Source organism: Kosakonia cowanii JCM 10956 = DSM 18146 (assembly GCF_001975225.1).
Taxonomy (GTDB): Bacteria; Pseudomonadota; Gammaproteobacteria; order Enterobacterales; family Enterobacteriaceae; genus Kosakonia; species Kosakonia cowanii.
Window position 1 is genome coordinate 418,562 of the sequence record NZ_CP019445.1, and the last position, 22,395, is coordinate 440,956.

Annotated in this window: 15 protein-coding genes and 1 riboswitch; of the genes, 11 read left to right on the plus strand and 4 right to left on the minus strand. The window is 58.8% G+C overall.

The features are described from left to right. Positions 1 to 153: 153 nt before the first annotated feature. A complete protein-coding gene (locus BWI95_RS01945) occupies positions 154 to 1,332 on the minus strand; it encodes a sugar efflux transporter (RefSeq protein WP_076768898.1) in 1,179 nt (392 codons plus the stop codon). Positions 1,333 to 1,578: 246 nt separating this feature from the next. On the opposite strand from BWI95_RS01945, the gene sgrR reads away from it, so the two are divergent. From sgrR to thiQ, 4 genes are all read left to right on the plus strand, one after another. Further along, entirely contained in the window at positions 1,579 to 3,234 is a 1,656-nt protein-coding gene (gene sgrR, locus BWI95_RS01955; RefSeq protein WP_054802796.1) for an HTH-type transcriptional regulator SgrR, read from the plus strand. Positions 3,235 to 3,270: 36 nt separating this feature from the next. Beyond that, a riboswitch (TPP riboswitch) is annotated at positions 3,271 to 3,371 on the plus strand. Positions 3,372 to 3,400: 29 nt separating this feature from the next. Then, a complete protein-coding gene (gene thiB / locus BWI95_RS01960; protein WP_076770264.1) occupies positions 3,401 to 4,384 on the plus strand; it encodes a thiamine ABC transporter substrate binding subunit in 984 nt (327 codons plus the stop codon). Next, entirely contained in the window at positions 4,360 to 5,970 is a 1,611-nt protein-coding gene (gene thiP / locus BWI95_RS01965) for a thiamine/thiamine pyrophosphate ABC transporter permease ThiP (RefSeq protein WP_076768900.1), read from the plus strand. The genes thiB and thiP overlap by 25 nt, the downstream gene beginning before the upstream one ends. Next, positions 5,954 to 6,655 carry a thiamine ABC transporter ATP-binding protein ThiQ gene (thiQ, locus tag BWI95_RS01970; RefSeq protein ID WP_076768901.1) on the plus strand — a complete coding sequence of 234 codons (702 nt, stop codon included), beginning with the start codon at positions 5,954 to 5,956 and terminating at the stop codon, positions 6,653 to 6,655. Before thiP ends, thiQ begins: the two co-directional genes overlap by 17 nt. Here thiQ and BWI95_RS01975 read toward each other — a convergent pair. Together BWI95_RS01975 and araC are read right to left on the minus strand one after the other, a co-directional pair. After that, positions 6,649 to 7,419, minus strand: coding sequence for a DedA family protein (locus tag BWI95_RS01975; protein WP_076768902.1), 771 nt, complete (start codon positions 7,417 to 7,419; stop codon positions 6,649 to 6,651). The two genes, thiQ and BWI95_RS01975, sit on opposite strands and share 7 nt — an antisense overlap. Positions 7,420 to 7,545: 126 nt before the next feature. After that, positions 7,546 to 8,391, minus strand: a complete 846-nt coding sequence (gene araC, locus BWI95_RS01980; protein WP_076770265.1) for an arabinose operon transcriptional regulator AraC — start codon at positions 8,389 to 8,391, stop codon at positions 7,546 to 7,548. A 337-nt stretch (positions 8,392 to 8,728) separates the two neighbouring features. Between araC and araB the strand changes: the two genes are divergently transcribed. The 6 genes from araB (at position 8,729) to rluA (ending at position 18,981) form a co-directional block, all read left to right on the plus strand. Continuing rightward, positions 8,729 to 10,420 carry a ribulokinase gene (araB, locus tag BWI95_RS01985; protein WP_054802795.1) on the plus strand — a complete coding sequence of 564 codons (1,692 nt, stop codon included), beginning with the start codon at positions 8,729 to 8,731 and terminating at the stop codon, positions 10,418 to 10,420. Positions 10,421 to 10,430: 10 nt separating this feature from the next. After that, positions 10,431 to 11,933, plus strand: a complete 1,503-nt coding sequence (gene araA / locus BWI95_RS01990; protein WP_042718349.1) for an L-arabinose isomerase — start codon at positions 10,431 to 10,433, stop codon at positions 11,931 to 11,933. Between the two features lie 195 nt (positions 11,934 to 12,128). After that, positions 12,129 to 12,824, plus strand: coding sequence for an L-ribulose-5-phosphate 4-epimerase (gene araD, locus BWI95_RS01995; RefSeq protein WP_076768903.1), 696 nt, complete (start codon positions 12,129 to 12,131; stop codon positions 12,822 to 12,824). A 74-nt stretch (positions 12,825 to 12,898) separates the two neighbouring features. After that, positions 12,899 to 15,256 carry a DNA polymerase II gene (gene polB / locus BWI95_RS02000; protein ID WP_076768904.1) on the plus strand — a complete coding sequence of 786 codons (2,358 nt, stop codon included), beginning with the start codon at positions 12,899 to 12,901 and terminating at the stop codon, positions 15,254 to 15,256. Between the two features lie 146 nt (positions 15,257 to 15,402). Beyond that, positions 15,403 to 18,309: an RNA polymerase-associated protein RapA gene (gene rapA, locus BWI95_RS02005; RefSeq protein WP_076768905.1), complete on the plus strand. Its 2,907-nt coding sequence runs from the start codon at positions 15,403 to 15,405 to the stop codon at positions 18,307 to 18,309. A gap of 12 nt (positions 18,310 to 18,321) precedes the next feature. Further along, entirely contained in the window at positions 18,322 to 18,981 is a 660-nt protein-coding gene (gene rluA / locus BWI95_RS02010) for a bifunctional tRNA pseudouridine(32) synthase/23S rRNA pseudouridine(746) synthase RluA (RefSeq protein WP_076768906.1), read from the plus strand. Positions 18,982 to 19,017: 36 nt separating this feature from the next. On the opposite strand, the gene djlA is transcribed toward rluA, so the two are convergent. Beyond that, positions 19,018 to 19,842: a co-chaperone DjlA gene (gene djlA / locus BWI95_RS02015; protein ID WP_076768907.1), complete on the minus strand. Its 825-nt coding sequence runs from the start codon at positions 19,840 to 19,842 to the stop codon at positions 19,018 to 19,020. 195 nt (positions 19,843 to 20,037) lie between these two features. Here djlA and lptD point away from each other — a divergent pair, with 195 nt between their 5' ends. Continuing rightward, positions 20,038 to 22,380, plus strand: coding sequence for an LPS assembly protein LptD (lptD, locus tag BWI95_RS02020; protein ID WP_076768908.1), 2,343 nt, complete (start codon positions 20,038 to 20,040; stop codon positions 22,378 to 22,380). The last annotated feature ends 15 nt before the right edge of the window (positions 22,381 to 22,395 follow it).

The following is a 22,395-nucleotide window of genomic DNA, read 5'->3' on the forward strand; positions in this document are numbered from 1 at the left end:
ATTGCCGGATGGTTATCCGGCAGTCGGCACAGTGCAGGTTGGTTTGCCGGATGGCGGCGTTGCCTTATCCGGCCTACGGGTAACAATGCAAATGTGAAGAGTAGGCCGGATAAGCGTTAGCGCCATCCGGCAATTGAACCGCCGCACCGCGCCTTAAACATCCTTCACCCGGCTGGTGAGCAGCAGCGTCACCACCGACAGCCCGGCAATGCCCCAATAGACCGAACCGTGACCAAAATATTGCGCCAGCGCGCCCTGGATAACGCCTGCCAGAATCACGCCGGTGGAGATACTGTTGGTAAACAGCGTCGTCGCTGAACCTGCCCTGCCCGGCATCAAATCCTGGAACCACAGCATGCCGATCCCGGCGACAATGCCGATAAACACCGCATTGAAAAACTGCAACAGCAGCAGCGCCGTCTGGCTATGGAAAAAGAGCAGGCCGATATAGAACAGCACGCCGGCTGCAACGGCGATCAGCATCATCAACCGCTTACCGAAACGCTTCACGAAATAGCCCGCGAGGATCATCGCCGGGATCTCCAGGCCTGCGGCAGTACCCATCAAAATGCCCGCCAGTTTATCCGGTAACCCCAGCTCAAGGCTTATCCACAGCGGCATATCAATGATGTACATGGTGTTGCAGGTCCACATCAGCGTCGAAGCGATAAACAGCATGCGCACATTGCTGTCGCGCCAGCCGCTTACCTGCGTAACGGCAACGTCGGCGGGCTGCTCAACCCGCGGCACCGACGGTAGCCAGAAGGCAATCAGCACCAGGCTGACAATAAACAGCCCGGCGGCGATAGAGAACATGGCGACAAAGCCATAATTGAGCGCCAGCATAAACGCCAGCGGCGGCCCGATAACCCACGCCAGCGAGAGCTGCGCACGCATAATCGAACTGAACATCACCACTTCCCGCGCCGAGCTGTCGGCGTACTCACGCGCCAGCGCGAAAAGCTGCGGCATCGCGGTGCTGGCAAGCGAAGCCAGCAGCACGCCGCAGGTAATTAAGGTCAGATAGTGACGGTTAAACGCAAACAGCAGCGCGTTACCCACCGCCATCAGGCAGCAGAAGAGGATCAGCTTGCGCCGGTCGCCCTGGCTGTCTGATCGTTTTGCCAGCGCAAGGCTGACGAGGATCCCGGCAATGGCGTTGACGGTATAGAACAGCCCGATCCAGAAGGGCTCTGCGCCCACTTCGCGGCTGAGAAACAGGCTCAGCGTCGGGGCCTGTACCGCACCGGCGACGCCCATCATAAAGGCGACGATCATAAACGCGATGTAGACGCCATTCATGCGGCGTCCCATCGTCATCAACCAAAGCATGGCATTTCCTTGTTGAAAGCGGAAAACAGCGACGCAAGCTTAAACGAAAAAAGCCAGCAAAAACATTTTGCTGGCGGGTGCATTCGCACTTAATACTCAGTCACACATGATTCGGGCGAGTCAGTTTTTCCACACGCGTCGTCATTCCCCACTTCGCTATGCGCCTCCTCGCTTTCATCGCAGAGAAGTATCGGCTTAATATAGGGATAAATAAATTGCTGAGTTTTTGCCGGGAGTTCCTCTTTTATGTCCTCTGGTCGCCTGCAACAACAGTTCATCCGTCTGTGGCAATGCTGCGATGGAAAATCTCAGGAAACTACGCTCAACGAGCTGGCGGAGCTGCTTAACTGCTCCCGCCGCCATATGCGCACCCTGCTCAACACCATGCAGACGCGCGGCTGGCTCACCTGGGAAGCGGAAGCCGGGCGCGGTAAACGCTCGCGCCTCACCTTCCTCTACACCGGCCTGGCGTTACAGCAGCAGCGGGCGGAAGATCTGCTTGAACAGGATCGCATCGATCAACTGGTGCAGCTGGTGGGCGATAAAGCCGCCGTGCGCCAGATGCTGGTGTCGCATCTGGGCCGCAGTTTTCGCCAGGGGCGGCATATCCTGCGCGTGCTCTACTACCGCCCGCTGCGCAATCTGCTGCCCGGCTCGCCGTTGCGCCGCTCCGAAACCCATATGGCGCGGCAAATCTTCAGTACCCTGACGCGCATAAATGAGGAAAACGGGGAACTGGAAGCCGATATTGCTCACCACTGGAAAGCGATCTCTCCCCTGCACTGGCGCTTCTACTTACGCCCCGGCATCCACTTTCACCACGGCCGCGAGCTGGAGATGGCGGATGTTATCGCCTCCCTGCGGCGTGCCAGCGCCCTGCCGCTCTACTCCCATATCCGCGATATCGTTTCCCCCACGCCGTGGACGCTCGACATTCACCTCTCGCAGCCCGATAGCTGGCTGCCGTGGCTGATGGGCCACGTACCGGCGATGATCCTGCCGCAGGAGTGGGAGACGCTGACGAACTTTGCCAGCCAACCGATTGGCACCGGCCCTTACGCAGTGATGCGCAATACCCGCAACCAGCTAAAGATCCACGCCTTTGAGGATTACTTCGGTTTTCGTGCGCTGATTGATGAAGTGAATGTCTGGGTGCTGCCGGATGTTGGGGATGAGACCACCTGCGGCCTGACGCTTGAAGGGCCAACCGAGGGCGAAAAAGCGGTGGAGAGCCGTCTCGAAGAGGGCTGCTACTATCTGCTGTTTGACGCGCGATCCAGTCGCGGCGCGAACCCGGCGGTGCGCGAATGGGTAAGCCGGATCCTTTCGCCAACCAATCTGCTGTGGCACGCCAGCGAACAGAATCAGCGCTACTGGTTTCCCGCCTATGGATTACTGCCGCGCTGGCACCACGCGCGCCCCGGCAGCGGTGAAAAGCCCGCCGGGCTGGAGACGCTGACGCTCACCTTCTACCGCGAGCATAACGAGCACCAGGCGATTGCCCACACCATGAGTACGCTGCTGGCAGAACATGGCGTTAAGTTACTGATTCAGGAGGTCGATTACGATGAGTGGCATCGCGGGGAAACAGAGAGCGATATCTGGCTTAACAGCGCCAACTTTACGCTGCCGCTCGACTTCTCGGTCTTCGCTAACCTCTATGAAGTACCGTTGCTGCAACACTGCATCCCGCGCGACTGGCAGGCGGACGCCGCGCGCTGGCGCGCCGGGGAGATGAACCTGGCGATGTGGTCACAGCAGTTGCTGGCGAGTAAAGCGATTGTGCCGCTGATCCACCACTGGCTTCGCATTCAGGGGCAGCGCACCATGCGCGGGCTGCGCATGAATACCCTCGGCTGGTTTGACTTTAAATCGGCCTGGTTTGCGCCGCCGGATCCGTAATGCTTTCAGATTGTTTACCAAATCATTACAATAGCGCCGTTCTCAACGGGGTGCTGCGCTTCACGCGCGTGCTGAGAAAATACCCGTCGAACCTGATCCGGATAACGCCGGCGAAGGGATTTGAGGCTCTCTCAAAATCCTTTGCCACCCATTTATGAGGTGCAAAGTGTTAAAAAAATCGTTGTCACTGCTGCTGCTGATTGCCGCGCCAGTTTTCGCTAAACCCGTCCTGACCGTCTACACCTACGACTCCTTCGCCGCCGAATGGGGGCCAGGCCCTGCGGTAAAAAAAGCCTTTGAAGCCGACTGCAACTGCGAGCTGAAGTTCGTGGCGCTGGAAGATGGCGTCTCGCTGCTCAACCGTCTGCGGATGGAGGGCAAAAAGAGCAAAGCTGACGTCGTGCTCGGTCTTGATAACAACCTGCTGGAAGCCGCGACCCAGACAAAACTCTTCGCCAAAAGCGGCGTGCCGGATGACGCGGTGAAGGTGCCGGGCGGCTGGAGCAATGAGACCTTTGTGCCGTTCGATTACGGCTGGTTCGCTTTTGTCTATGACAAAACCAAACTGAAAAACCCGCCGAAGAGCCTGAAAGAGCTGGTCGAAAGCGATCAGAAGTGGCGCGTGATTTATGAAGATCCGCGCACCAGCACGCCAGGGCTCGGCCTGCTGCTGTGGATGCAGAAAGTCTATGGCGATAAAGCCCCCGAAGCCTGGCAAAAGCTGGCGGGCAAAACCGTTACCGTCACCAAAGGGTGGAGCGAAGCCTACGGCCTCTTTCTGAAAGGTGAGAGCGATCTGGTGCTGAGCTACACCACCTCGCCTGCCTACCACATCATCGAAGAGAAGAAAGAGAACTACGCGGCGGCGAACTTCAGCGAAGGCCACTATTTGCAGGTTGAAGTCGCGGCGCGTACCGCCGCCAGCAAGCAGCCGGAGCTGGCGGAAAAATTCCTCAAATTTATGGTTTCACCCGCCTTCCAGAGTGCCATCCCAACGGGCAACTGGATGTACCCGGTGAGCAACGTCACGCTGCCCGCCGGGTTTGACCAGCTTGAGAAACCACAAACCTCGCTGCAATTCTCGCCGCAAGAGGTAGCAGCCCAGCGCGCAGCATGGATAGCCTCGTGGCAACGCGCAGTCAGCCGCTAATTCCCGGCTGGCTGCTTCCTGGCCTCACCGCCGCCACGCTGATGGTCGTGGTCGCGGTGGCGGCCTTTTTCGCGCTGTGGCAAAACGCACCTGTCGAAGGGCTCTCCGACTTGTTGTCGGACAGCTACCTGTGGCACGTGGTGCGATTCTCCTTCTGGCAGGCTTTTCTCTCCGCCCTGCTCTCCGTGGTGCCCGCCATTTTTCTTGCCCGTGCGCTCTACCGCCGTCGTTTTCCCGGCCGCCAGTTGCTGCTGCGCTTATGCGCGATGACGCTGATCCTGCCGGTGCTGGTGGCGGTGTTCGGTATTCTCAGCGTCTATGGTCGCCAGGGGTGGCTCGCCGCGCTCTGCCAGACGCTTGGCCTTGAGTGGACCTTTTCGCCCTACGGTTTGCAGGGCATTCTGCTGGCGCACCTCTTTTTTAACCTGCCGATGGCCTCGCGCCTGCTGCTACAGGCGCTGGAGCAGATCCCCGGTGAGCAGCGCCAGCTGGCAGCCCAGCTCGGGATGCGCGGCTGGGCCTTCTTCCGCTTTGTCGAGTGGCCCTGGCTGCGCCGCCAGATCCCGCCAGTGGCAGCGCTGATCTTTATGCTCTGCTTCGCCAGTTTCGCCACCGTGCTGTCGCTGGGCGGCGGCCCGCAGGCAACCACCATTGAGCTTGCCATCTACCAGGCGCTCAGCTTTGATTTTGATCCCGCCCGCGCGGCGATACTGGCGATAATCCAGATGATCTGCTGCCTCGGGCTGGTGCTGTTAAGCCAGCGGATGAGTAGAGCCTTCGCCGTTGGCAGCCATCATATTCAGGGCTGGCGCGACCCGGAAACGCGCTGGTTTAGCCGCATCACCGATACGCTGTTAATTGTGCTGGCACTGCTGCTGATGCTGCCACCGCTGCTGGCGGTGATCGTTGACGGGCTTAATGTCAGTTTGCTGAAGGTGGTGGCAGAGCCGGTGCTGTGGCAGGCGGTGTGGACGTCGCTGCGTATCGCGCTGGTCGCCGGGCTGCTCTGCGTGGTGCTGACCATGATGCTGCTGTGGAGCAGCCGCGAACTGCGCGCGCGCCACCGCACTGCGGCCGGGCAGGCGCTCGAACTGAGCGGCATGCTGATCCTGGCGATGCCGGGGATTGTGCTGGCAACCGGCTTTTTCCTGCTGCTCAACAACACCATCGGCCTGCCCGACTCCGCCGATGGCATCGTGATATTCACCAATGCGCTGATGGCGATCCCCTATGCATTAAAGGTGCTGGAAAACCCGATGCGCGATCTCACCGCGCGGTATGCGCTGCTCTGCCAGTCGCTCGATATTGCCGGTTTTCGCCGCCTGTGGGTGGTGGAGCTGCGCGCGCTGAAACGCCCGCTGGCGCAGGCGCTGGCCTTTGCCTGCGTGCTATCGATTGGTGATTTCGGCGTAGTGGCGCTGTTCGGCAATGAGGATTTCCGCACGCTGCCCTTCTATCTCTATCAGCAAATCGGTTCTTACCGCAGCCAGGATGGAGCCGTCACCGCGCTGATCCTGCTGCTGCTCTGCTTTTTACTCTTCACTGTGATTGAAAAACTACCGGGCCGCCATGCTAAGACTGATTGATGTCACCTGGCTTTACGAACACCTGCCGATGCGCTTTACCCTTGCAGCCGAACGGGGTGAGCAGATTGCCATTCTCGGCCCCAGCGGCGCGGGTAAGAGCACGCTGCTGAACCTGATTGCCGGGTTTATCACCCCGGCGAGCGGCACGATTTTACTCGGCGATGAGGATCATACCCGCACACCGCCCGCGCGCCGTCCGGTGTCGATGCTGTTTCAGGAGAACAACCTCTTCACCCACCTGACGGTGCGGCAGAATATTGCTCTTGGTTTACATCCGGGGTTGAAGCTGAACGCCGCGCAGCGGGAGAAGCTCAATGAGATTGCCGCCACCATGGGGCTGGAGAGCCTGCTTGAGCGACTGCCGGATCAGCTCTCCGGCGGCCAGCGCCAGCGCGTGGCATTAGCACGCTGTCTGGTGCGCGAGCAGCCGCTGCTGCTACTGGATGAGCCCTTTTCCGCGCTCGATCCCGCACTGCGCCAGGAGATGCTCGCGCTGGTGCAGAACGTCTGCCGCCGCCAGCAGTTAACGCTGCTGATGGTGTCGCACAGCGTGGAGGATGCCGCGCGCATCGCCGAGCGCGCACTGGTGGTCGCCGAGGGCCGTATCGCCTGGGATGGCGCAACCGACACGCTGCTTCGCGGCAACGCGCCGGTCTCCGCCCTGCTCGGCATTCAGGCTCAGTGACCGCGGATCACCTTGCCGAGAATATCGAGATAGATTGGCATCAGCGGGTGTTTTGCCAGCATCACTACTGCCGCAATGGCAATCACCATCGTGCCCGGTGCCAGCCAGAGCAGGCGCTGGCGCGGCAGGTAGGCCGTTAAGCGATCGCTGCCCGATTTACCTGCCCGCCACAGCCGCCAGCAGAGCCAACAGGCCAGCCAGAGCACAATCGCCGTCAGCAGCAGCAGCCATTTAAAGCTGCTGCTCTGCATATCGGCAGGAATATCGATCGCCGCGCCAGCGAGGATACCCGGCAGGAAGTAGAAGGGTGGCCACAGCAGGCAGCCAATGATATTCGGCGGTAAAAATTTGCGGATCGGCAGATCGAGCATCCCGGCGACCATCGGCACCAGCGGGCGCGTCGGGCCAACAAAGCGCCCAACCAGAATGGTAAACAGGCTGTGCTCATGCAGCGCATGTTCGGTTTTATCGAGCAGCCCTTTGTGCTTTTTCAGGAAAGACCAGCGGTGTAGCGGTTTCTTAAAGCGCCAGCCGAGCCAGAAGGAGAGCCAGTCACCGAGCAGGCAGCCGACAATGCCCGCCAGCCACGCATGCCAGAAATTAACTTCCCCGCTGCCAATCAACGCGCCGAGCGCCGCCATCATCACCGTGCCGGGAAGGATCAGCCCCACCAGCGCCAGCGACTCAAAAAAAGCGACCAGCGCAATCGCCACCAGCGAGTACATGGCTGACTGGGTAATAAAGTGTTCCAGCAATGCTTCCATAAAGGGTCCTGTTCAGATTGAACGCCGGATTCTGCGGAGCGCCTCCGCCACCGTCAAGCTTTCAATTATCTGAATCTTTACCACTTATGTCAGATTGAAGAACAGATTATTTCCATTCTTTACGCTTCATTCACATCCAGCACGAAACTCGCTCGGGCTGGCACCGGTGCATTTTTTAAAGACGCGAGAAAAGTAGAGCTGATCGTCAAAGCCGACGTTGCGCCCAACGCTGGCAATCGGCATCCGCGTGGTGCTGAGCAGCAGTTTCGCCTGGCTGATGCGCTGATCTTCGCGCCAGCTCAGCACGCTAACGCCAAGCTGCTGGCGAAAGAGATGCGACAGGCGCGACGGAGAGAGACAAACGTGCTGCGCGACGCTGGCGATATCAAAATGGTTATCGGAAAGGTGGTCGCTGATGTACTGGCAGGCATCACGCACGCGGTTATCAAGGGGCGGATTAAGGGATTCGTTAATCGCCTCCATGCGCCGCAGCAGCAGCTGTTCGAGCAGGTTGATCGCCAGATGTTCGGCGTAGCGCCCGGCGCTCTGCCCAGCGTCGATAATTTGCGCGAAAAGGTCGCGAAAACGATCCATATGCGCATCATCCGGGCGGTAAAAACCGGTTTGTGCGAAGAGCGTCGGCCAGTTTAGCCACTCCTGCCAGTAGGCGCGCGGACGGAAGTAGACCCACTGGTGGTACCACGCCTCGGCGTCAGGATGGCGGCCATAGTGGTGAATCTCGCCGGGGGGAAAGAGCAGAATATCGCCGGGGCGGCAGATAAATTGTTTGCCCTGGTTCATCACCACGCCTTCGCCGCGCACCGTCAGGTTGAGGATATAGCCCTTCATCCCCAGCGGTCGGTCAACAAAAAAGTCGAGATAGCTTTCCGATTCAATCGGCGTCAGACCCGCCACCAGGTGCGCGTTAAACGAGTACCCGGGCAGCAGTGGATCATTTTGAGATTCGGCCATAAAACGCATTACTCCCCTACCCGACAAGGAAACCAATTGTCCATATTGTCATTCCCGTTATTTCCCGGCTAATGGCGGGCAGAGCGCGTCAATACTGCTGTCACGCGACGCCGCAAGACAAAAGCGATAAGCCCTTTTTAACGCCTTAAAGCAGGGTCAAAACGGATAACGAAAGTGTCTATAAAGGCGACAGAAATGTCCACATCGAATTTTTGCACGGCGTCACACTTTGCGATGCCATAGCAATTTCGTCCATAAGATTAGCGAATCCTGCCTGACGGTTTTCGCCGCCGATCTCTATCGTTTTTCTAACGGTTATTCTTATGGAGCACTAAGCATGGCAATCACGATTGGCCTCGATTTCGGCAGCGATTCAGTACGTGCGCTGGCGGTAGACTGCACATCCGGGGCGGAGATCGCCACCAGCGTCGAGTGGTATCCGCGCTGGCAGGAGGGCCGTTATTGCGACGCGCCGCATAACCAGTTTCGCCATCACCCGCGCGATTACATCGAATCGATGGAAGCAGCGCTCAAAAGCGTGCTGGCAGAGTTAAGCGACGCCCAGCGCGCAGAGATCAAAGGCATTGGCGTGGACAGCACTGGCTCCACCCCGGCGCCGATTGATGCTGAAGGCCGCGTGCTGGCGCTGCGCCCGGAGTTTGCCGACAACCCGAACGCCATGTTTGTGTTGTGGAAAGATCACACCGCCGTGGAAGAGGCGGAAGCCATCACCCGCCTGTGCCACACCTCCGGTAAAACCGACTACTCGCGCTACATTGGCGGCATCTACTCCAGCGAATGGTTCTGGGCGAAGATCCTGCACGTTACCCGCGCCGACAGCGCCGTGGCGCAGGCCGCCGCCTCGTGGATCGAGCTGTGCGACTGGGTGCCTGCCCTGCTCTCCGGCACTACGCGCCCGGAAGCGATCCGTCGTGGGCGTTGCAGCGCCGGGCATAAATCGCTGTGGCATGAAAGCTGGGGCGGCCTGCCGCCCGCTGCTTTCTTTGATGAACTCGATCCGATTATCAACAAACACCTGCGCTGGCCGCTCTTTACCGAAACCTTTACCGCAGACCGCCCGGTGGGCACGCTGACCGCCGAGTGGGCGCAGCGCCTGGGGCTGCCTGAATCAGTGGTGATCTCCGGTGGCGCGTTTGACTGCCATATGGGTGCCGTCGGCGCAGGCGCACAGCCCAATACGCTGGTGAAAGTGATCGGCACCTCCACTTGCGACATTCTGATCGCCGATAAACAGAGCGTTGGCGACCGCGCGGTGAAAGGTATCTGCGGCCAGGTTGACGGCAGCGTAGTACCGGACTTTATCGGCCTCGAAGCGGGGCAATCCGCCTTCGGCGATATCTACGCCTGGTTTGGCCGCATCCTCGGCTGGCCGCTGGAACAGCTGGCGCAGCAGCACCCGGAACTGAAAGAGCAGATCAAAGCCAGCCAGAAACAGCTGCTACCAGCGCTTACCGACGCGTGGGTGAAAAATCCTTCTCTCGATCACCTGCCGGTGGTGCTCGACTGGTTCAACGGCCGCCGCACGCCAAACGCTAACCAGCGCCTGAAAGGGGTGATCACCGATCTGAATCTTGCCACCGACGCCCCGGCGCTGTTCGGTGGGCTGATTGCCGCCACCGCCTTCGGTGCCCGCGCGATTATGGAGTGCTTTACCGAACAGGGTATTGCCGTTGACAACGTGATGGCGCTTGGCGGCATCGCGCGGAAAAACCTCGGCGTGATGCAGGCCTGCTGCGATGTGCTCAACCGCCCATTGCAGGTTGTCGCCTCTGAACAGTGCTGTGCGCTGGGCGCGGCCATCTTTGCCGCCGTCGCCGCAGAGGTGCACGCCGATATCCCGGCTGCGCAGCAGAAGATGGCGAGCGCCATCGAGAAAACGCTCCAACCTTCGGCACAGGCGCAACAGTTTGAACGGCTCTATCGTCGCTATCAGCAGTGGGCCGTCAGCGCCGAGCAGCACTATCTCCCTTCAGCCGCGACAGTTTCGCCGGCCGCGTTAACCCATTAAGGACACGATCATGACTATTTTCGACAAGTATGAAATTTGGTTCGTTATTGGCAGCCAGCACCTGTACGGGCCGGAAGCCCTGAAGCAGGTGACGCATCATGCCGAGCAGGTGGTTAACGCCCTCAACGCAGAAGCAAAACTGCCCTGCAAACTGACGCTGAAGCCGCTGGGAACCACGCCGGATGAGATTACCGCCATCTGCCGCGATGCCAACTATGACGAGAAGTGCGCCGGGCTGGTGGTGTGGCTGCACACCTTCTCGCCAGCGAAAATGTGGATCAACGGCCTCTCTATCCTCAACAAGCCGCTGCTGCAGTTCCATACCCAGTTCAATGCATCCCTGCCGTGGGACAGCATCGATATGGACTTTATGAACCTCAACCAGACCGCGCACGGCGGCCGCGAATTTGGCTTTATCGGCGCGCGTATGCGTCAGCAGCACAGCGTGGTAACCGGTCACTGGCAGGATAAACAGGCTCATTCCCGCATCGGTGCGTGGATGCGTCAGGCGGTGTCGAAACAGGATACCCGTCACCTGAAAGTGGTGCGCTTTGGCGACAATATGCGTGAAGTAGCGGTAACCGACGGCGATAAAGTGGCCGCGCAGATCAAATTTGGCTTCTCGGTAAATACCTGGGGCGTGGGCGATCTGGTGCAGGTGGTGAATGCGGTGAGCGACGGCGATATCAATGCGCTGGTCGATGAGTATGAGAGCAGCTACCGCCTGACCGCAGCGGCCCAGGTGAACGGCGATAAACGCCAGAACGTAATCGATGCTGCGCGTATCGAGCTTGGCCTGAAACGCTTCTTAGAAGAGGGCGGCTTCCACGCCTTCACCACTACTTTTGAAGATCTGCACGGCCTGAAACAGCTGCCGGGCCTGGCGGTACAGCGCCTGATGCAGCAGGGCTACGGCTTTGCCGGCGAAGGCGACTGGAAGACCGCAGCGCTGCTGCGCATTATGAAGGTGATGTCCGGCGGCCTGAACGGCGGCACCTCCTTTATGGAGGATTACACCTACCACTTTGAGAATGGCAACGACCTGGTGCTCGGCTCGCATATGCTGGAAGTGTGCCCTTCTATCGCTCTCGACGAGAAACCGACGCTCGATGTGCAGTATCTCGGCATCGGCGGCAAGGCCGATCCGGCACGTCTGATCTTCTCCACCAAAACGGGACCGGCGATCAACGCCAGCCTGATCGATCTTGGGGATCGCTTCCGCCTGCTGGTGAACTGTGTTGAAGCGGTGAAAACGCCGCACGATCTGCCGAACCTGCCGGTGGCGAATGCCCTGTGGAAAGCGCTGCCGGATCTCAACACCGCCTCCGAAGCGTGGATCCTCGCCGGTGGCGCGCACCATACCGTCTTTAGCCAGGCGCTGACGCTTGATGATATGCGCCAGTTCAGCGAGCTGCACGGCATTGAGCTGACGGTGATCGATGAAGATACCCGCCTGCCAGCGTTTAAAGATGCGCTGCGCTGGAACGAGCTCTACTACGGCGCTAAACGCTAAGCCTAAGCCCATGCCCGGTGGCACTGCGTTTACCGGGCCTACAAAACCACCACGCCGGATAAGCATCGCGCCATCCGGCAATACAGACAAAACGAACCCGTAGGCCGGATAAGCCACGCGCCATCCGGCAATACAGACGAAACGAACCCGTAGGCCGGATAAGCAACGCGCCATCCGGCAATACAGGAGAAACCGATGCTCGACGATCTCAAACGGCAGGTGCTGGAAGCCAACCTGGCACTGCCAAAACATAATCTGGTCACCCTGACCTGGGGCAACGTCAGCGCCGTCGACCGCACCCGCGGCGTGCTGGTGATCAAACCCTCCGGCGTCGATTACAGCGCGATGACCGCCGAGGATATGGTGGTGGTCGATATCGCCACCGGCGAGGTGGTTGAAGGGACGAAAAAGCCCTCTTCCGATACCCCCACCCACCGCTTGCTCTACCAGGCGTTTCCGACCATTGGCGGCATTGTCCACACCCATTCGCGCCACGCCACCATCTGGGCGCAGGCCGGGCAACCCATTCCGGCGACCGGCACCACCCACGCCGACTACTTCTATGGCGAGATCCCCTGCACCCGCAAAATGCGCGATGAGGAGATCAACGGTGAATATGAGTGGGAAACGGGCAATGTGATTGTCGAAACCTTCGAGAAAAACGGGATCGACGCGGCGCAGATGCCCGGCGTGCTGGTGCACTCCCACGGGCCTTTCGCCTGGGGTAAAAATGCCGATGACGCGGTGCATAACGCCATTGTGCTGGAAGAGGTGGCCTATATGGGCATCTTTAGCCGCCAGCTCAATCCGCAGCTGCCTGCCATGCAGCAAACACTGTTGGATAAGCACTATTTACGTAAACACGGCGCGAAAGCCTATTACGGCCAATAGCTGTATAAAACCACAGCATCACCTACCGAACCAGGCTATAATCTCGCCTGGTTTCGGTTGAGTGAGAGCAAACTGTGGCGCAGGCGCAAGAAGGCTTTATTTTAACCCGTCACTGGCGGGATACGCCCAACGGGACGGAGATCGAACTCTGGCTTGCCACGGATAACGGCCCGCTGCGCGTGGTGCTGCCGCCGCAGGAGTCGGTTGCCTTTATTCCCGCCGAACAGGCCGACAACGCCCGCGCGCTGCTGCGCGATGAGCACAACTGGCGCTTAACGCCCCTCTCCCTCAATGATTTTCACCGCCGTCCCGTAATGGGTCTCTACTGCCGCGCCCACCGTCAATTAATGCGTTTTGAGAAGCTGCTGCGCGAAGGCGGCGTTACCGTCTATGAAGGCGATGTCCGCCCGCCGGAGCGCTATCTGATGGAGCGCTTTATCACCGCTCCGGTGTGGGTCGATGGCGAACCGCGCGGCAATGCGCTGGTCAATGCGCGCCTGAAGCCGAGCCCGCACTATCGCCCGCCGCTGAAGTGGGTGTCGCTGGATATTGAAACCACCCGCCACGGTGAACTTTACTGCATCGGCCTTGAGGGCTGCGGCCAGCGCACGGTCTATATGCTCGGCCCAGAGAATGGTAATGCGCAGGGGCTCGATTTCGACCTTATCTATGTCGCCAGCCGCCCGCAGCTGCTGGAGAAGCTTAACGCCTGGTTTGCCGAGCACGATCCCGATGTGCTGATTGGCTGGAACGTGGTGCAGTTCGATTTGAAAGTGCTGCAAAAGAGCGCCGAGCGCTATCGCGTGCCGCTAACCCTCGGGCGCAACGGCAGCGAGCTGGAGTGGCGCGAGCACGGCTTTAAAAACGGCGTCTTCTTTGCCCAGGCACCGGGCCGCTTGATTATCGACGGCATCGACGCGCTGAAGTCCGCCTTCTGGAGCTTCTCCTCCTTCTCGCTGGAATCGGTATCGCGCGAACTGCTCGGCGAGGGCAAAGCGATCGACAACCCGTGGGATCGCATGGATGAGATCAACCGCCGCTTCGCCGAAGATAAGCCGGCGCTTGCTACCTATAACCTGAAGGATTGCGAGCTGGTGACGCGTATCTTCCACAAGACGGAGATCATGCCCTTTTTGCTGGAGCGTGCGACGGTCAACGGCCTGCCCGCCGACCGCCACGGCGGCTCGGTTGCCGCCTTTAGCCACCTCTATTTTCCGCGCATGCACCGCGCCGGTTATGTGGCACCCAATCTCGGCGATGTCGCACCACAGGCAAGCCCAGGCGGCTATGTGATGGACTCACGTCCTGGCCTCTATGATTCGGTGCTGGTGCTCGATTACAAAAGCCTCTACCCGTCGATCATCCGCACCTTTCTTATCGATCCCGTCGGTCTGATTGAGGGGCTGGCGCAGCCGGATGCGGCGCACAGCACGGAAGGTTTTCTCGGCGCGTGGTTTTCGCGCGAGAAGCACTGCCTGCCGGAGATTGTCGGGCAGATCTGGCACGGGCGCGATGAGGCCAAACGGCAGGGCAATAAGCCGCTGTCGCAGGCGCTGAAGATCATTATGAACGCCTTTTACGGCGTGCTCGGCACTACCGCCTGCCGCTTCTTCGATCCGAGATTGGCCTCGTCGATCACCATGCGCGGGCACCAGATCATGCTGCAAACCAAAGCGCTGATTGAAGCCGAAGGGTATGACGTGATCTATGGCGATACGGACTCCACCTTCGTCTGGCTTAAACATCAGCACAGCGAAGAGGCGGCGGCGAAAATTGGTCAGCAGCTGGTCGACACGGTTAACCGCTGGTGGACTTCCCATCTGCAACAGCAGGGGCTGGAGAGCGCGCTGGAGCTGGAGTTCGAAACCCATTTTTGCCGCTTCCTGATGCCGACCATTCGCGGTACGGATCAGGGGAGCAAAAAGCGCTACGCCGGGATGATTCAGGAGGGCGATACGCAGCGCATGGTGTTTAAAGGCCTTGAGACGGTGCGTACCGACTGGACGCCGCTGGCGCAGCAGTTCCAGCAGTCGCTCTATCTGCGTATTTTTCGCAACGAGCCCTACCAGGATTATGTCCGCGAGACCATCGCCAGCCTGATGGCGGGCGAACTGGATGCGCAGCTGGTCTACCGCAAGCGCCTGCGCCGCCCGCTGGCGGAGTATGAGCGTAATGTGCCGCCGCACGTGCGCGCTGCGCGTCTTGCCGACGAGGAGAACCAGAAGCGCGGGCGCGCGCCGCAGTACCAGAACCGCGGCACCATTAAGTATCTCTGGACGACGAGTGGTCCGGAACCGGTCGATTACCAGCGCTCGCCGCTCGATTACGATCACTATTTAACGAAGCAGTTGCAGCCGGTCGCCGATGGGATCCTTCCTTTCCTTGACGATGACTTTGCTACACTGATGACAGGGCAGCTGGGACTATTCTGACCGTGATGCTGCACGAATCGGTCTATACGAACGAAGTTGGTTCCAGTACCATAGCGCCCTTCCTTTTTCTGGCCCCAAATTTATCCGCCCGCCTGTCGCCAGGCGGTGACGAACTATTGCCTGCAATTAGAGATTAGAGTTCATTTATGCCCTTTACACTTGGTCAACGCTGGATCAGCGATACGGAAAGCGAGCTTGGACTTGGTACTGTCGTTGCGATGGACGCGCGCACGGTCACCCTGCTTTTCCCCGCCACCGGTGAAAATCGCTTGTATGCCCGCAGCGACTCTCCCGTCACGCGCGTCATGTTCAATCCCGGTGACACCATCACCAGTCACGACGGCTGGCAGCTCACCATCGATGAAGTCAACGAAGAGAACGGTCTGCTCGCCTATACCGGTACGCGTCTTGATACCGGGGAGAGCAACGTGGTGCTGCGTGAAGTGCTGCTCGACAGCAAGCTGGTGTTCAGCAAGCCGCAGGATCGTCTTTTCGCCGGGCAGATTGATCGTATGGACCGTTTCGCGCTGCGCTACCGCGCGCGGAAATACCAGAGTGAGCAGTACCGCATGCCGTGGAGCGGCCTGCGTGGGCAGCGTACGAACCTGATTCCGCACCAGTTGCACATTGCCCATGACGTGGGTCGCCGCCATGCGCCGCGCGTGCTGCTGGCTGATGAAGTGGGGCTGGGCAAAACCATTGAAGCCGGGATGATCCTGCATCAGCAGCTGCTGGCGGGTGCCGCCGAGCGCGTGCTAATCGTGGTGCCGGAAACCCTGCAACACCAGTGGCTGGTTGAGATGCTGCGCCGCTTCAACCTGCGCTTTGCGCTGTTTGATGACGATCGTTATGCCGAAGCGCAGCACGATAGCGATAACCCGTTCGAGACCGAACAGCTGGTGATCTGCTCCCTTGATTTCGTGCGCCGCAGCAAGCAGCGTCTCGAACACCTGTGCGATGCCGAGTGGGATCTGCTGGTGGTCGATGAAGCGCACCACCTGGTGTGGAGCGAAAAAGAGGCGAGCCGCGAATATCTCGCCATTGAACAACTGGCCGAGCGCGTGCCGGGCATTCTGCTGCTGACCGCGACGCCGGAACAGCTCGGTATGGAGAGCCACTTTGCGCGTCTGCGCCTGCTCGACCCGAACCGTTTCCATGATTTCGCCCAGTTTGTTGATGAGCAGCAGAACTACCGCCCGGTAGCCGACGCCGTCGCGCTGCTGCTGGCGGGCGAACGCCTGAGCAATGACGATCTCAATATGCTGAGCGAGCTGGTGGGCGAGCAGGATATCGAGCCGCTGCTGCAAACCGCGAACAGCGACCGCGACGGCGCTGCCGATGCGCGCCAGGAGCTGATCGCCATGCTGATGGATCGCCACGGCACCAGCCGCGTGCTGTTCCGTAACACCCGTAACGGGGTCAAAGGCTTCCCGAAACGCGAACTGCACACGGTGAAACTGCCGCTGCCGACCCAGTACCAGACGGCGATTAAAGTCTCCGGCATTATGGGTGCGCGCAAAAGCCAGGAAGAGCGCGCCCGCGATATGCTCTACCCGGAGCAGATCTACCAGGAGTTTGAGGGCGACAGCGGTACCTGGTGGAACTTCGATCCGCGCGTCGAGTGGCTGATGGGCTACCTCACCAGCCACCGCTCGCAGAAGGTGCTGGTGATCTGCGCCAAAGCGGCGACCGCGCTGCAGCTGGAGCAGGTTCTGCGCGAGCGCGAAGGTATCCGCGCGGCAGTGTTCCACGAAGGGATGTCGATTATTGAACGCGACCGCGCGGCGGCCTGGTTCTCGGAAGAGGATAGCGGCGCGCAGGTGCTGCTCTGCTCCGAAATCGGCTCCGAAGGGCGTAACTTCCAGTTCGCCAGCCATCTGGTGATGTTCGACCTGCCCTTCAACCCGGATCTGCTCGAACAGCGTATTGGCCGTCTGGATCGTATTGGCCAGGCGCACGACATTCAGATCCACGTGCCATATCTTGAAAAAACCGCGCAGTCGGTGCTGGTGCGCTGGTATCACGAAGGGCTGGACGCGTTTGAACACACCTGCCCGACCGGCCGCGCCATCTATGACAGCGTACACGGCGAGCTGATTAACTACCTGGCCGCACCGGAAAATACCGACGGTTTTGACGAGCTGATTAAAACCTGCCGCGCGCAGCATGATGAGCTGAAAGCGCAGCTGGAGCAGGGCCGCGACCGCCTGCTGGAGATCCACTCCAACGGCGGCGAAAAAGCGCAGGCGCTGGCTGACAGCATCGCCGAGCAGGATGACGACACCGCGCTTATTGCCTTCGCCATGAACCTGTTTGATATCGTCGGCATTAACCAGGACGATCGCGGCGAGAACATGATTGTGCTGACGCCGTCGGATCATATGCTGGTGCCGGACTTCCCAGGCTTGCCGGAAGATGGCTGTACCATCACCTTTGAGCGTGATGTGGCGCTGTCGCGCGAAGATGCGCAGTTTGTCACCTGGGAGCACCCGATCATCCGTAACGGCCTGGATCTGATCCTCTCCGGCGACACCGGTAGCAGCACCATTTCGCTGCTGAAGAACAAAGCCTTACCGGTCGGTACGCTACTGGTAGAACTGATCTACGTAGTTGAAGCGCAGGCACCGAAGCAGCTGCAGCTTAACCGCTTCCTGCCATCGACGCCGATCCGCCTGCTGGTGGATAAAAACGGTAACAACCTCGCCGCGCAGGTGGAGTTTGAGACCTTTAACCGTCAGTTGAGCGCGGTAAACCGCCATACCGGCAGCAAACTGGTCAACGCCGTACAGCAGGAAGTGCATACCATTCTGCAAAAAGGTGAAGCCCAGGTGGCTGATGCCGCGAAGGCGCTGATTGAAGCTGCGCGCCGCGAAGCCGATGAGAAGCTCTCTGCGGAGCTGGCGCGTCTGGAAGCGCTGAAAGCCGTCAACCCGAACATTCGTGATGACGAACTGGAAGCGATCGAGAGCAACCGGCTGCAGGTGATGGAGAGCCTGGCGCAGGCCAGCTGGCGTCTGGACGCGCTGCGTCTGATTGTCGTCACGCATCAATAAACGGAGCCCGCAATGGTGATGGAGCCCTACAACCCGCCGCAGGATCCCTGGCTGGTCATTCTCTATCAGGATGAGCACATTATGGTCGTCAACAAGCCCAGCGGCTTGTTGTCGGTACCGGGCCGTCTTGATGAGCACAAAGACAGCGTGATGACGCGCATTCAGCGCGACTATCCGCTGGCGGAATCGGTGCACCGGCTGGATATGGCCACCAGCGGCGTGATTGTGGTGGCACTCACCAAAGCGGCCGAGCGCGAGCTGAAACGCCAGTTCCGCGAACGCGAACCGAAAAAGCAGTACCTGGCGCGCGTCTGGGGTCACCCGGAAAACGCGGAAGGGCTGGTGGATCTGCCGCTGATTTGCGACTGGCCAAACCGGCCAAAGCAGAAGGTCTGTTTTGAAACCGGCAAGGCGGCGCAGACGGAGTATGAAGTGCTGTCGTATGACGAGGATGGCAGCGCGCGGGTGCGTCTGAAGCCGATTACCGGCCGATCGCATCAGCTGCGGGTGCATATGCTGGCGCTGGGTCATCCGATTCTTGGCGACCGCTTTTATGCGACGCCAGACGCGCTGGCAATGGCGCCGCGTTTACAGCTCCATGCCGAAATATTGACCATTACCCATCCGGCGTTTGGCAACAGCATGACGTTTAAGGCACCGGTGGATTTTTGAGAACGCGCCCCGATCTTGCGGTCGGGGACGTTTTTATTAGCGAAACCCTTTCTGTTCGCGAATCAGTTCGTAGGCTTTCTGGATGTCCTGCGCTTTCTGCTTCGCCATCTCCATCATCTCCGGCGGTAATCCTTTCGCCACCAGTTTGTCCGGGTGATGCTCGCCCATTAAGCGGCGATAGGCGCGTTTAATGGTTGTCGCATCGTCGGTGGCTTTCACCCCCAGCACGTTGCAGGCATCTTCCAGCGTCGGGCCGCGTTGCGACTGCTGCCATCCGCCACCGCCCGCCTGCTGCTGCGAGTTGTTAAAGCCGCCGCCAAACTGCGCCCCGCCCTGCATCATCAGCAGGAACTGATCGAACTGCTGGCGAGAGATGCCCAGTTCTTCGGCAATGACGTACAGAACCTGGCGTTCACTCGGGTGAAGCGTACCGTCAGCAAACGCGGCCTGGATTTGAATTTCCAGAAACATCCTAATCAAATCAAAGCGGCCGAAACAGACGCTGCGAAACTGACGCATCTTGTCGCGTAACGGGTAGTTATCCGTTTTACCGACGCGAAACGCGTGCTGCGCCGCGGTGCGCGACTCGCCGTGCAGGTTCAGACGATCCATAAACAGGCTGGCGACCTGAATATCCGCTTCCGTCACGCGCCCCTTCGATTTGGTTAAATGCCCCATAACCTCAAAGGTGGTGGCAAAAAAGAGCGTCTGGCGCTCGCGCTGGTTGGCAAACCACGCCATTTTACGGCTGCGCGATTTGTCAAAAAGATGCCCAATAATCAGCCCCAGCACGGCGCCCCAAAAGCCGCCGCCTACGAAAAGGGCAACGACCACTCCAACCACTTTCCCCCAATACTGCATATACTCCCCAAATCGTCATGCCGTCGGCTAAAATTTGCTTTATCATACCCGTCATTCTATGCCGTGCACAGGCGCAGGCTCTCCTTCTGGCTCGAACGCGGGCAGGATTAAAACTAGCGTTGCAAAGGCGAGTAAGTTAGTCTCAGACCGTTTGCCAGCGTAAAGCCACAGATGACGGAACAACACATAAAACGTATGAAAAAACGTATCCCCACCCTCCTGGCCACCATGATTGGCTACGCCCTTTACAGTCAGCAGGGTATGGCAGCCGATCTTGCCTCGCAGTGTATGCTTGGCGTTCCCAGCTATAACCGCCCCCTGATTAAAGGCGATACCAATAACTTACCGGTAACGATCAACGCCGATCATGCTAAAGGCAACTACCCTGACGACGCCGTTTTTACCGGTAATGTCGATATTAATCAGGGTAATAGCCGCATGCAGGCCGATGAGGTGCAGGTTCATCAACAGCAACCGGAAGGTCAGACGGAACCTGTACGAACGGTGGATGCGCTCGGTAATGTGCACTATGACGACAATCAGGTCATCCTGAAAGGTCCGAAAGGTTGGGCGAACCTCAACACCAAAGATACCAATATCTGGGACGGTAACTACCAGATGGTGGACCGCCAGGGGCGCGGTACAGCCGATCTGATGAAACAGCGCGGCCAGAATCGCTATACCATTCTGGACAACGGTACCTTTACCTCCTGTCTGCCCGGCTCCAATACCTGGAGCGTTGTCGGCAGCGAGGTGATTCAGGATCGCGAAGAGCAGGTTGCTGAGATCTGGAACGCCCGCTTTAAGCTCGGCCCGGTTCCGGTCTTCTACAGCCCTTATATGCAATTGCCGATCGGCGATAAGCGCCGTTCAGGTTTCCTGATCCCGAACGCCAAGTACACTACCAGCAACTATTTCGAATTCTATCTGCCCTACTACTGGAACATCGCGCCCAATATGGATGCGACGATCACGCCGCACTATATCCACAAGCGCGGCAACACCCAGTGGCAGAATGAGTTCCGCTACTTGTCGCAAGCCGGCCAGGGCCTGATCGAGTTCGACTACCTGCCATCAGATAAAGTCTACGAAGACGAATACCCAAAAGAGGGCGATCGCCATCGCTGGCTCTTCTTCTGGCAGCACAGCGGTGTAATGGATAAAGTGTGGCGTTTTAACGCGAACTACACCAAAGTGAGCGATCCGCGCTATTTTAACGACTTCTCGTCAAAATATGGTTCCAGTACCGACGGTTACGCCACGCAGATCCTGAGCGTCGGCTATGCGGTTCAAAACTTTGACGCTACGGTCTCCACCAAGCAGTTCCAGGTGTTTAACCGTAACAACAGTAACTCCTACTCTGCGCAGCCGCAGGTGGACGTGAACTGGTACCATAACGATCTTGGTCCGTTTGATTTCCGCATGTATGGCCAGGCGGTCAACTTTGTTAACACCAACAAAAATAACCCAGAGTCAACGCGTCTGCATCTGGAGCCGACCTTAAGCCTGCCGGTTTCTAATGGCTGGAGCAGCCTCAATACGGAAGTTAAACTGCTGGCGACCCACTACCAGCAGACCAATGTCGACACCTATAACACCCGTAACGGTACCGATTACCGCGACTCAGTAAACCGCGTTATGCCGCAGTTTAAAGCCGACGGTAAGCTAGTCTTTGAGCGTGATATGGATTGGGCGGCGGGCTACACCCAGACACTGGAGCCGCGCGCGCAGTACCTCTACGTACCGTACCGCGATCAGAGCCATATCAATAACTACGACTCCTCCCTGCTGCAGTCGGACTACAGCGGCCTGTTCCGTGACCGTACCTACGGCGGTCTCGACCGTATCGCGTCAGCAAACCAGGTTACCACCGGTCTTACCACGCGTATTTATGATGATGCGGCGGTTGAACGTTTTAACGTTTCTGTTGGTCAAATCTACTATTTCACCGAGTCCCGTACCGGTGATGACAATATCAACTGGGAGAAAGACAACAAAACCGGTTCGCTGGTATGGGCGGGCGATACCTACTGGCGTATCTCCGACCGTTGGGGCCTGCGCGGCGGGGTTCAGTACGATACGCGTCTGAACAACATCGCCAACAGCAGCTCTGCGCTGGAGTACCGCCGGGATCAAGACCGTCTGTTGCAGCTGAGCTACCGTTACGCAAGCCCGGAGTATATCCAGGCTACGCTGCCGAACTTTGCCAAAGCTGAGCAGTATAAAAACGGGATTTCGCAGGTGGGCACCGCCGCAAGCTGGCCGATCGCCGATCGCTGGTCTCTTGTTGGCGCGTACTATCTTGATACCAATACCAGTAAGCCTGCGGACCAGATGGTTGGTGTGCAGTACAACTCCTGCTGTTATGCGATTCGCCTCGGTTGGGAACGTAAGCTTAACGGCTGGGAGAACGATCAGAGCAAGTATGAAAAAGTTATCGGTTTCAACATTGAGCTTCGCGGCCTGAGTTCCAACTATGGCCTGGGTACGCAAGAGATGCTGCGCTCGAACATCCTGCCGTACCGTAGCTCACTGTGATCTGTTTGATTTGCA

What these genes read in the sequence shown, in the direction of transcription:
- BWI95_RS01945 (WP_076768898.1), bottom strand. Translation starts at nt 1,332, where the DNA reads ATGCTTTGGTTGATGACGATGGGACGCCGCATGAATGGCGTCTACATC.
- sgrR (WP_054802796.1), top strand. Translation starts at nt 1,579, where the DNA reads ATGTCCTCTGGTCGCCTGCAACAACAGTTCATCCGTCTGTGGCAATGC.
- thiQ (WP_076768901.1), top strand. Translation starts at nt 5,954, where the DNA reads ATGCTAAGACTGATTGATGTCACCTGGCTTTACGAACACCTGCCGATG.
- BWI95_RS01975 (WP_076768902.1), bottom strand. Translation starts at nt 7,419, where the DNA reads ATGGAAGCATTGCTGGAACACTTTATTACCCAGTCAGCCATGTACTCG.
- araC (WP_076770265.1), bottom strand. Translation starts at nt 8,391, where the DNA reads ATGGCCGAATCTCAAAATGATCCACTGCTGCCCGGGTACTCGTTTAAC.
- araB (WP_054802795.1), top strand. Translation starts at nt 8,729, where the DNA reads ATGGCAATCACGATTGGCCTCGATTTCGGCAGCGATTCAGTACGTGCG.
- araA (WP_042718349.1), top strand. Translation starts at nt 10,431, where the DNA reads ATGACTATTTTCGACAAGTATGAAATTTGGTTCGTTATTGGCAGCCAG.
- araD (WP_076768903.1), top strand. Translation starts at nt 12,129, where the DNA reads ATGCTCGACGATCTCAAACGGCAGGTGCTGGAAGCCAACCTGGCACTG.
- rapA (WP_076768905.1), top strand. Translation starts at nt 15,403, where the DNA reads ATGCCCTTTACACTTGGTCAACGCTGGATCAGCGATACGGAAAGCGAG.
- rluA (WP_076768906.1), top strand. Translation starts at nt 18,322, where the DNA reads ATGGTGATGGAGCCCTACAACCCGCCGCAGGATCCCTGGCTGGTCATT.
- djlA (WP_076768907.1), bottom strand. Translation starts at nt 19,842, where the DNA reads ATGCAGTATTGGGGGAAAGTGGTTGGAGTGGTCGTTGCCCTTTTCGTA.
- lptD (WP_076768908.1), top strand. Translation starts at nt 20,038, where the DNA reads ATGAAAAAACGTATCCCCACCCTCCTGGCCACCATGATTGGCTACGCC.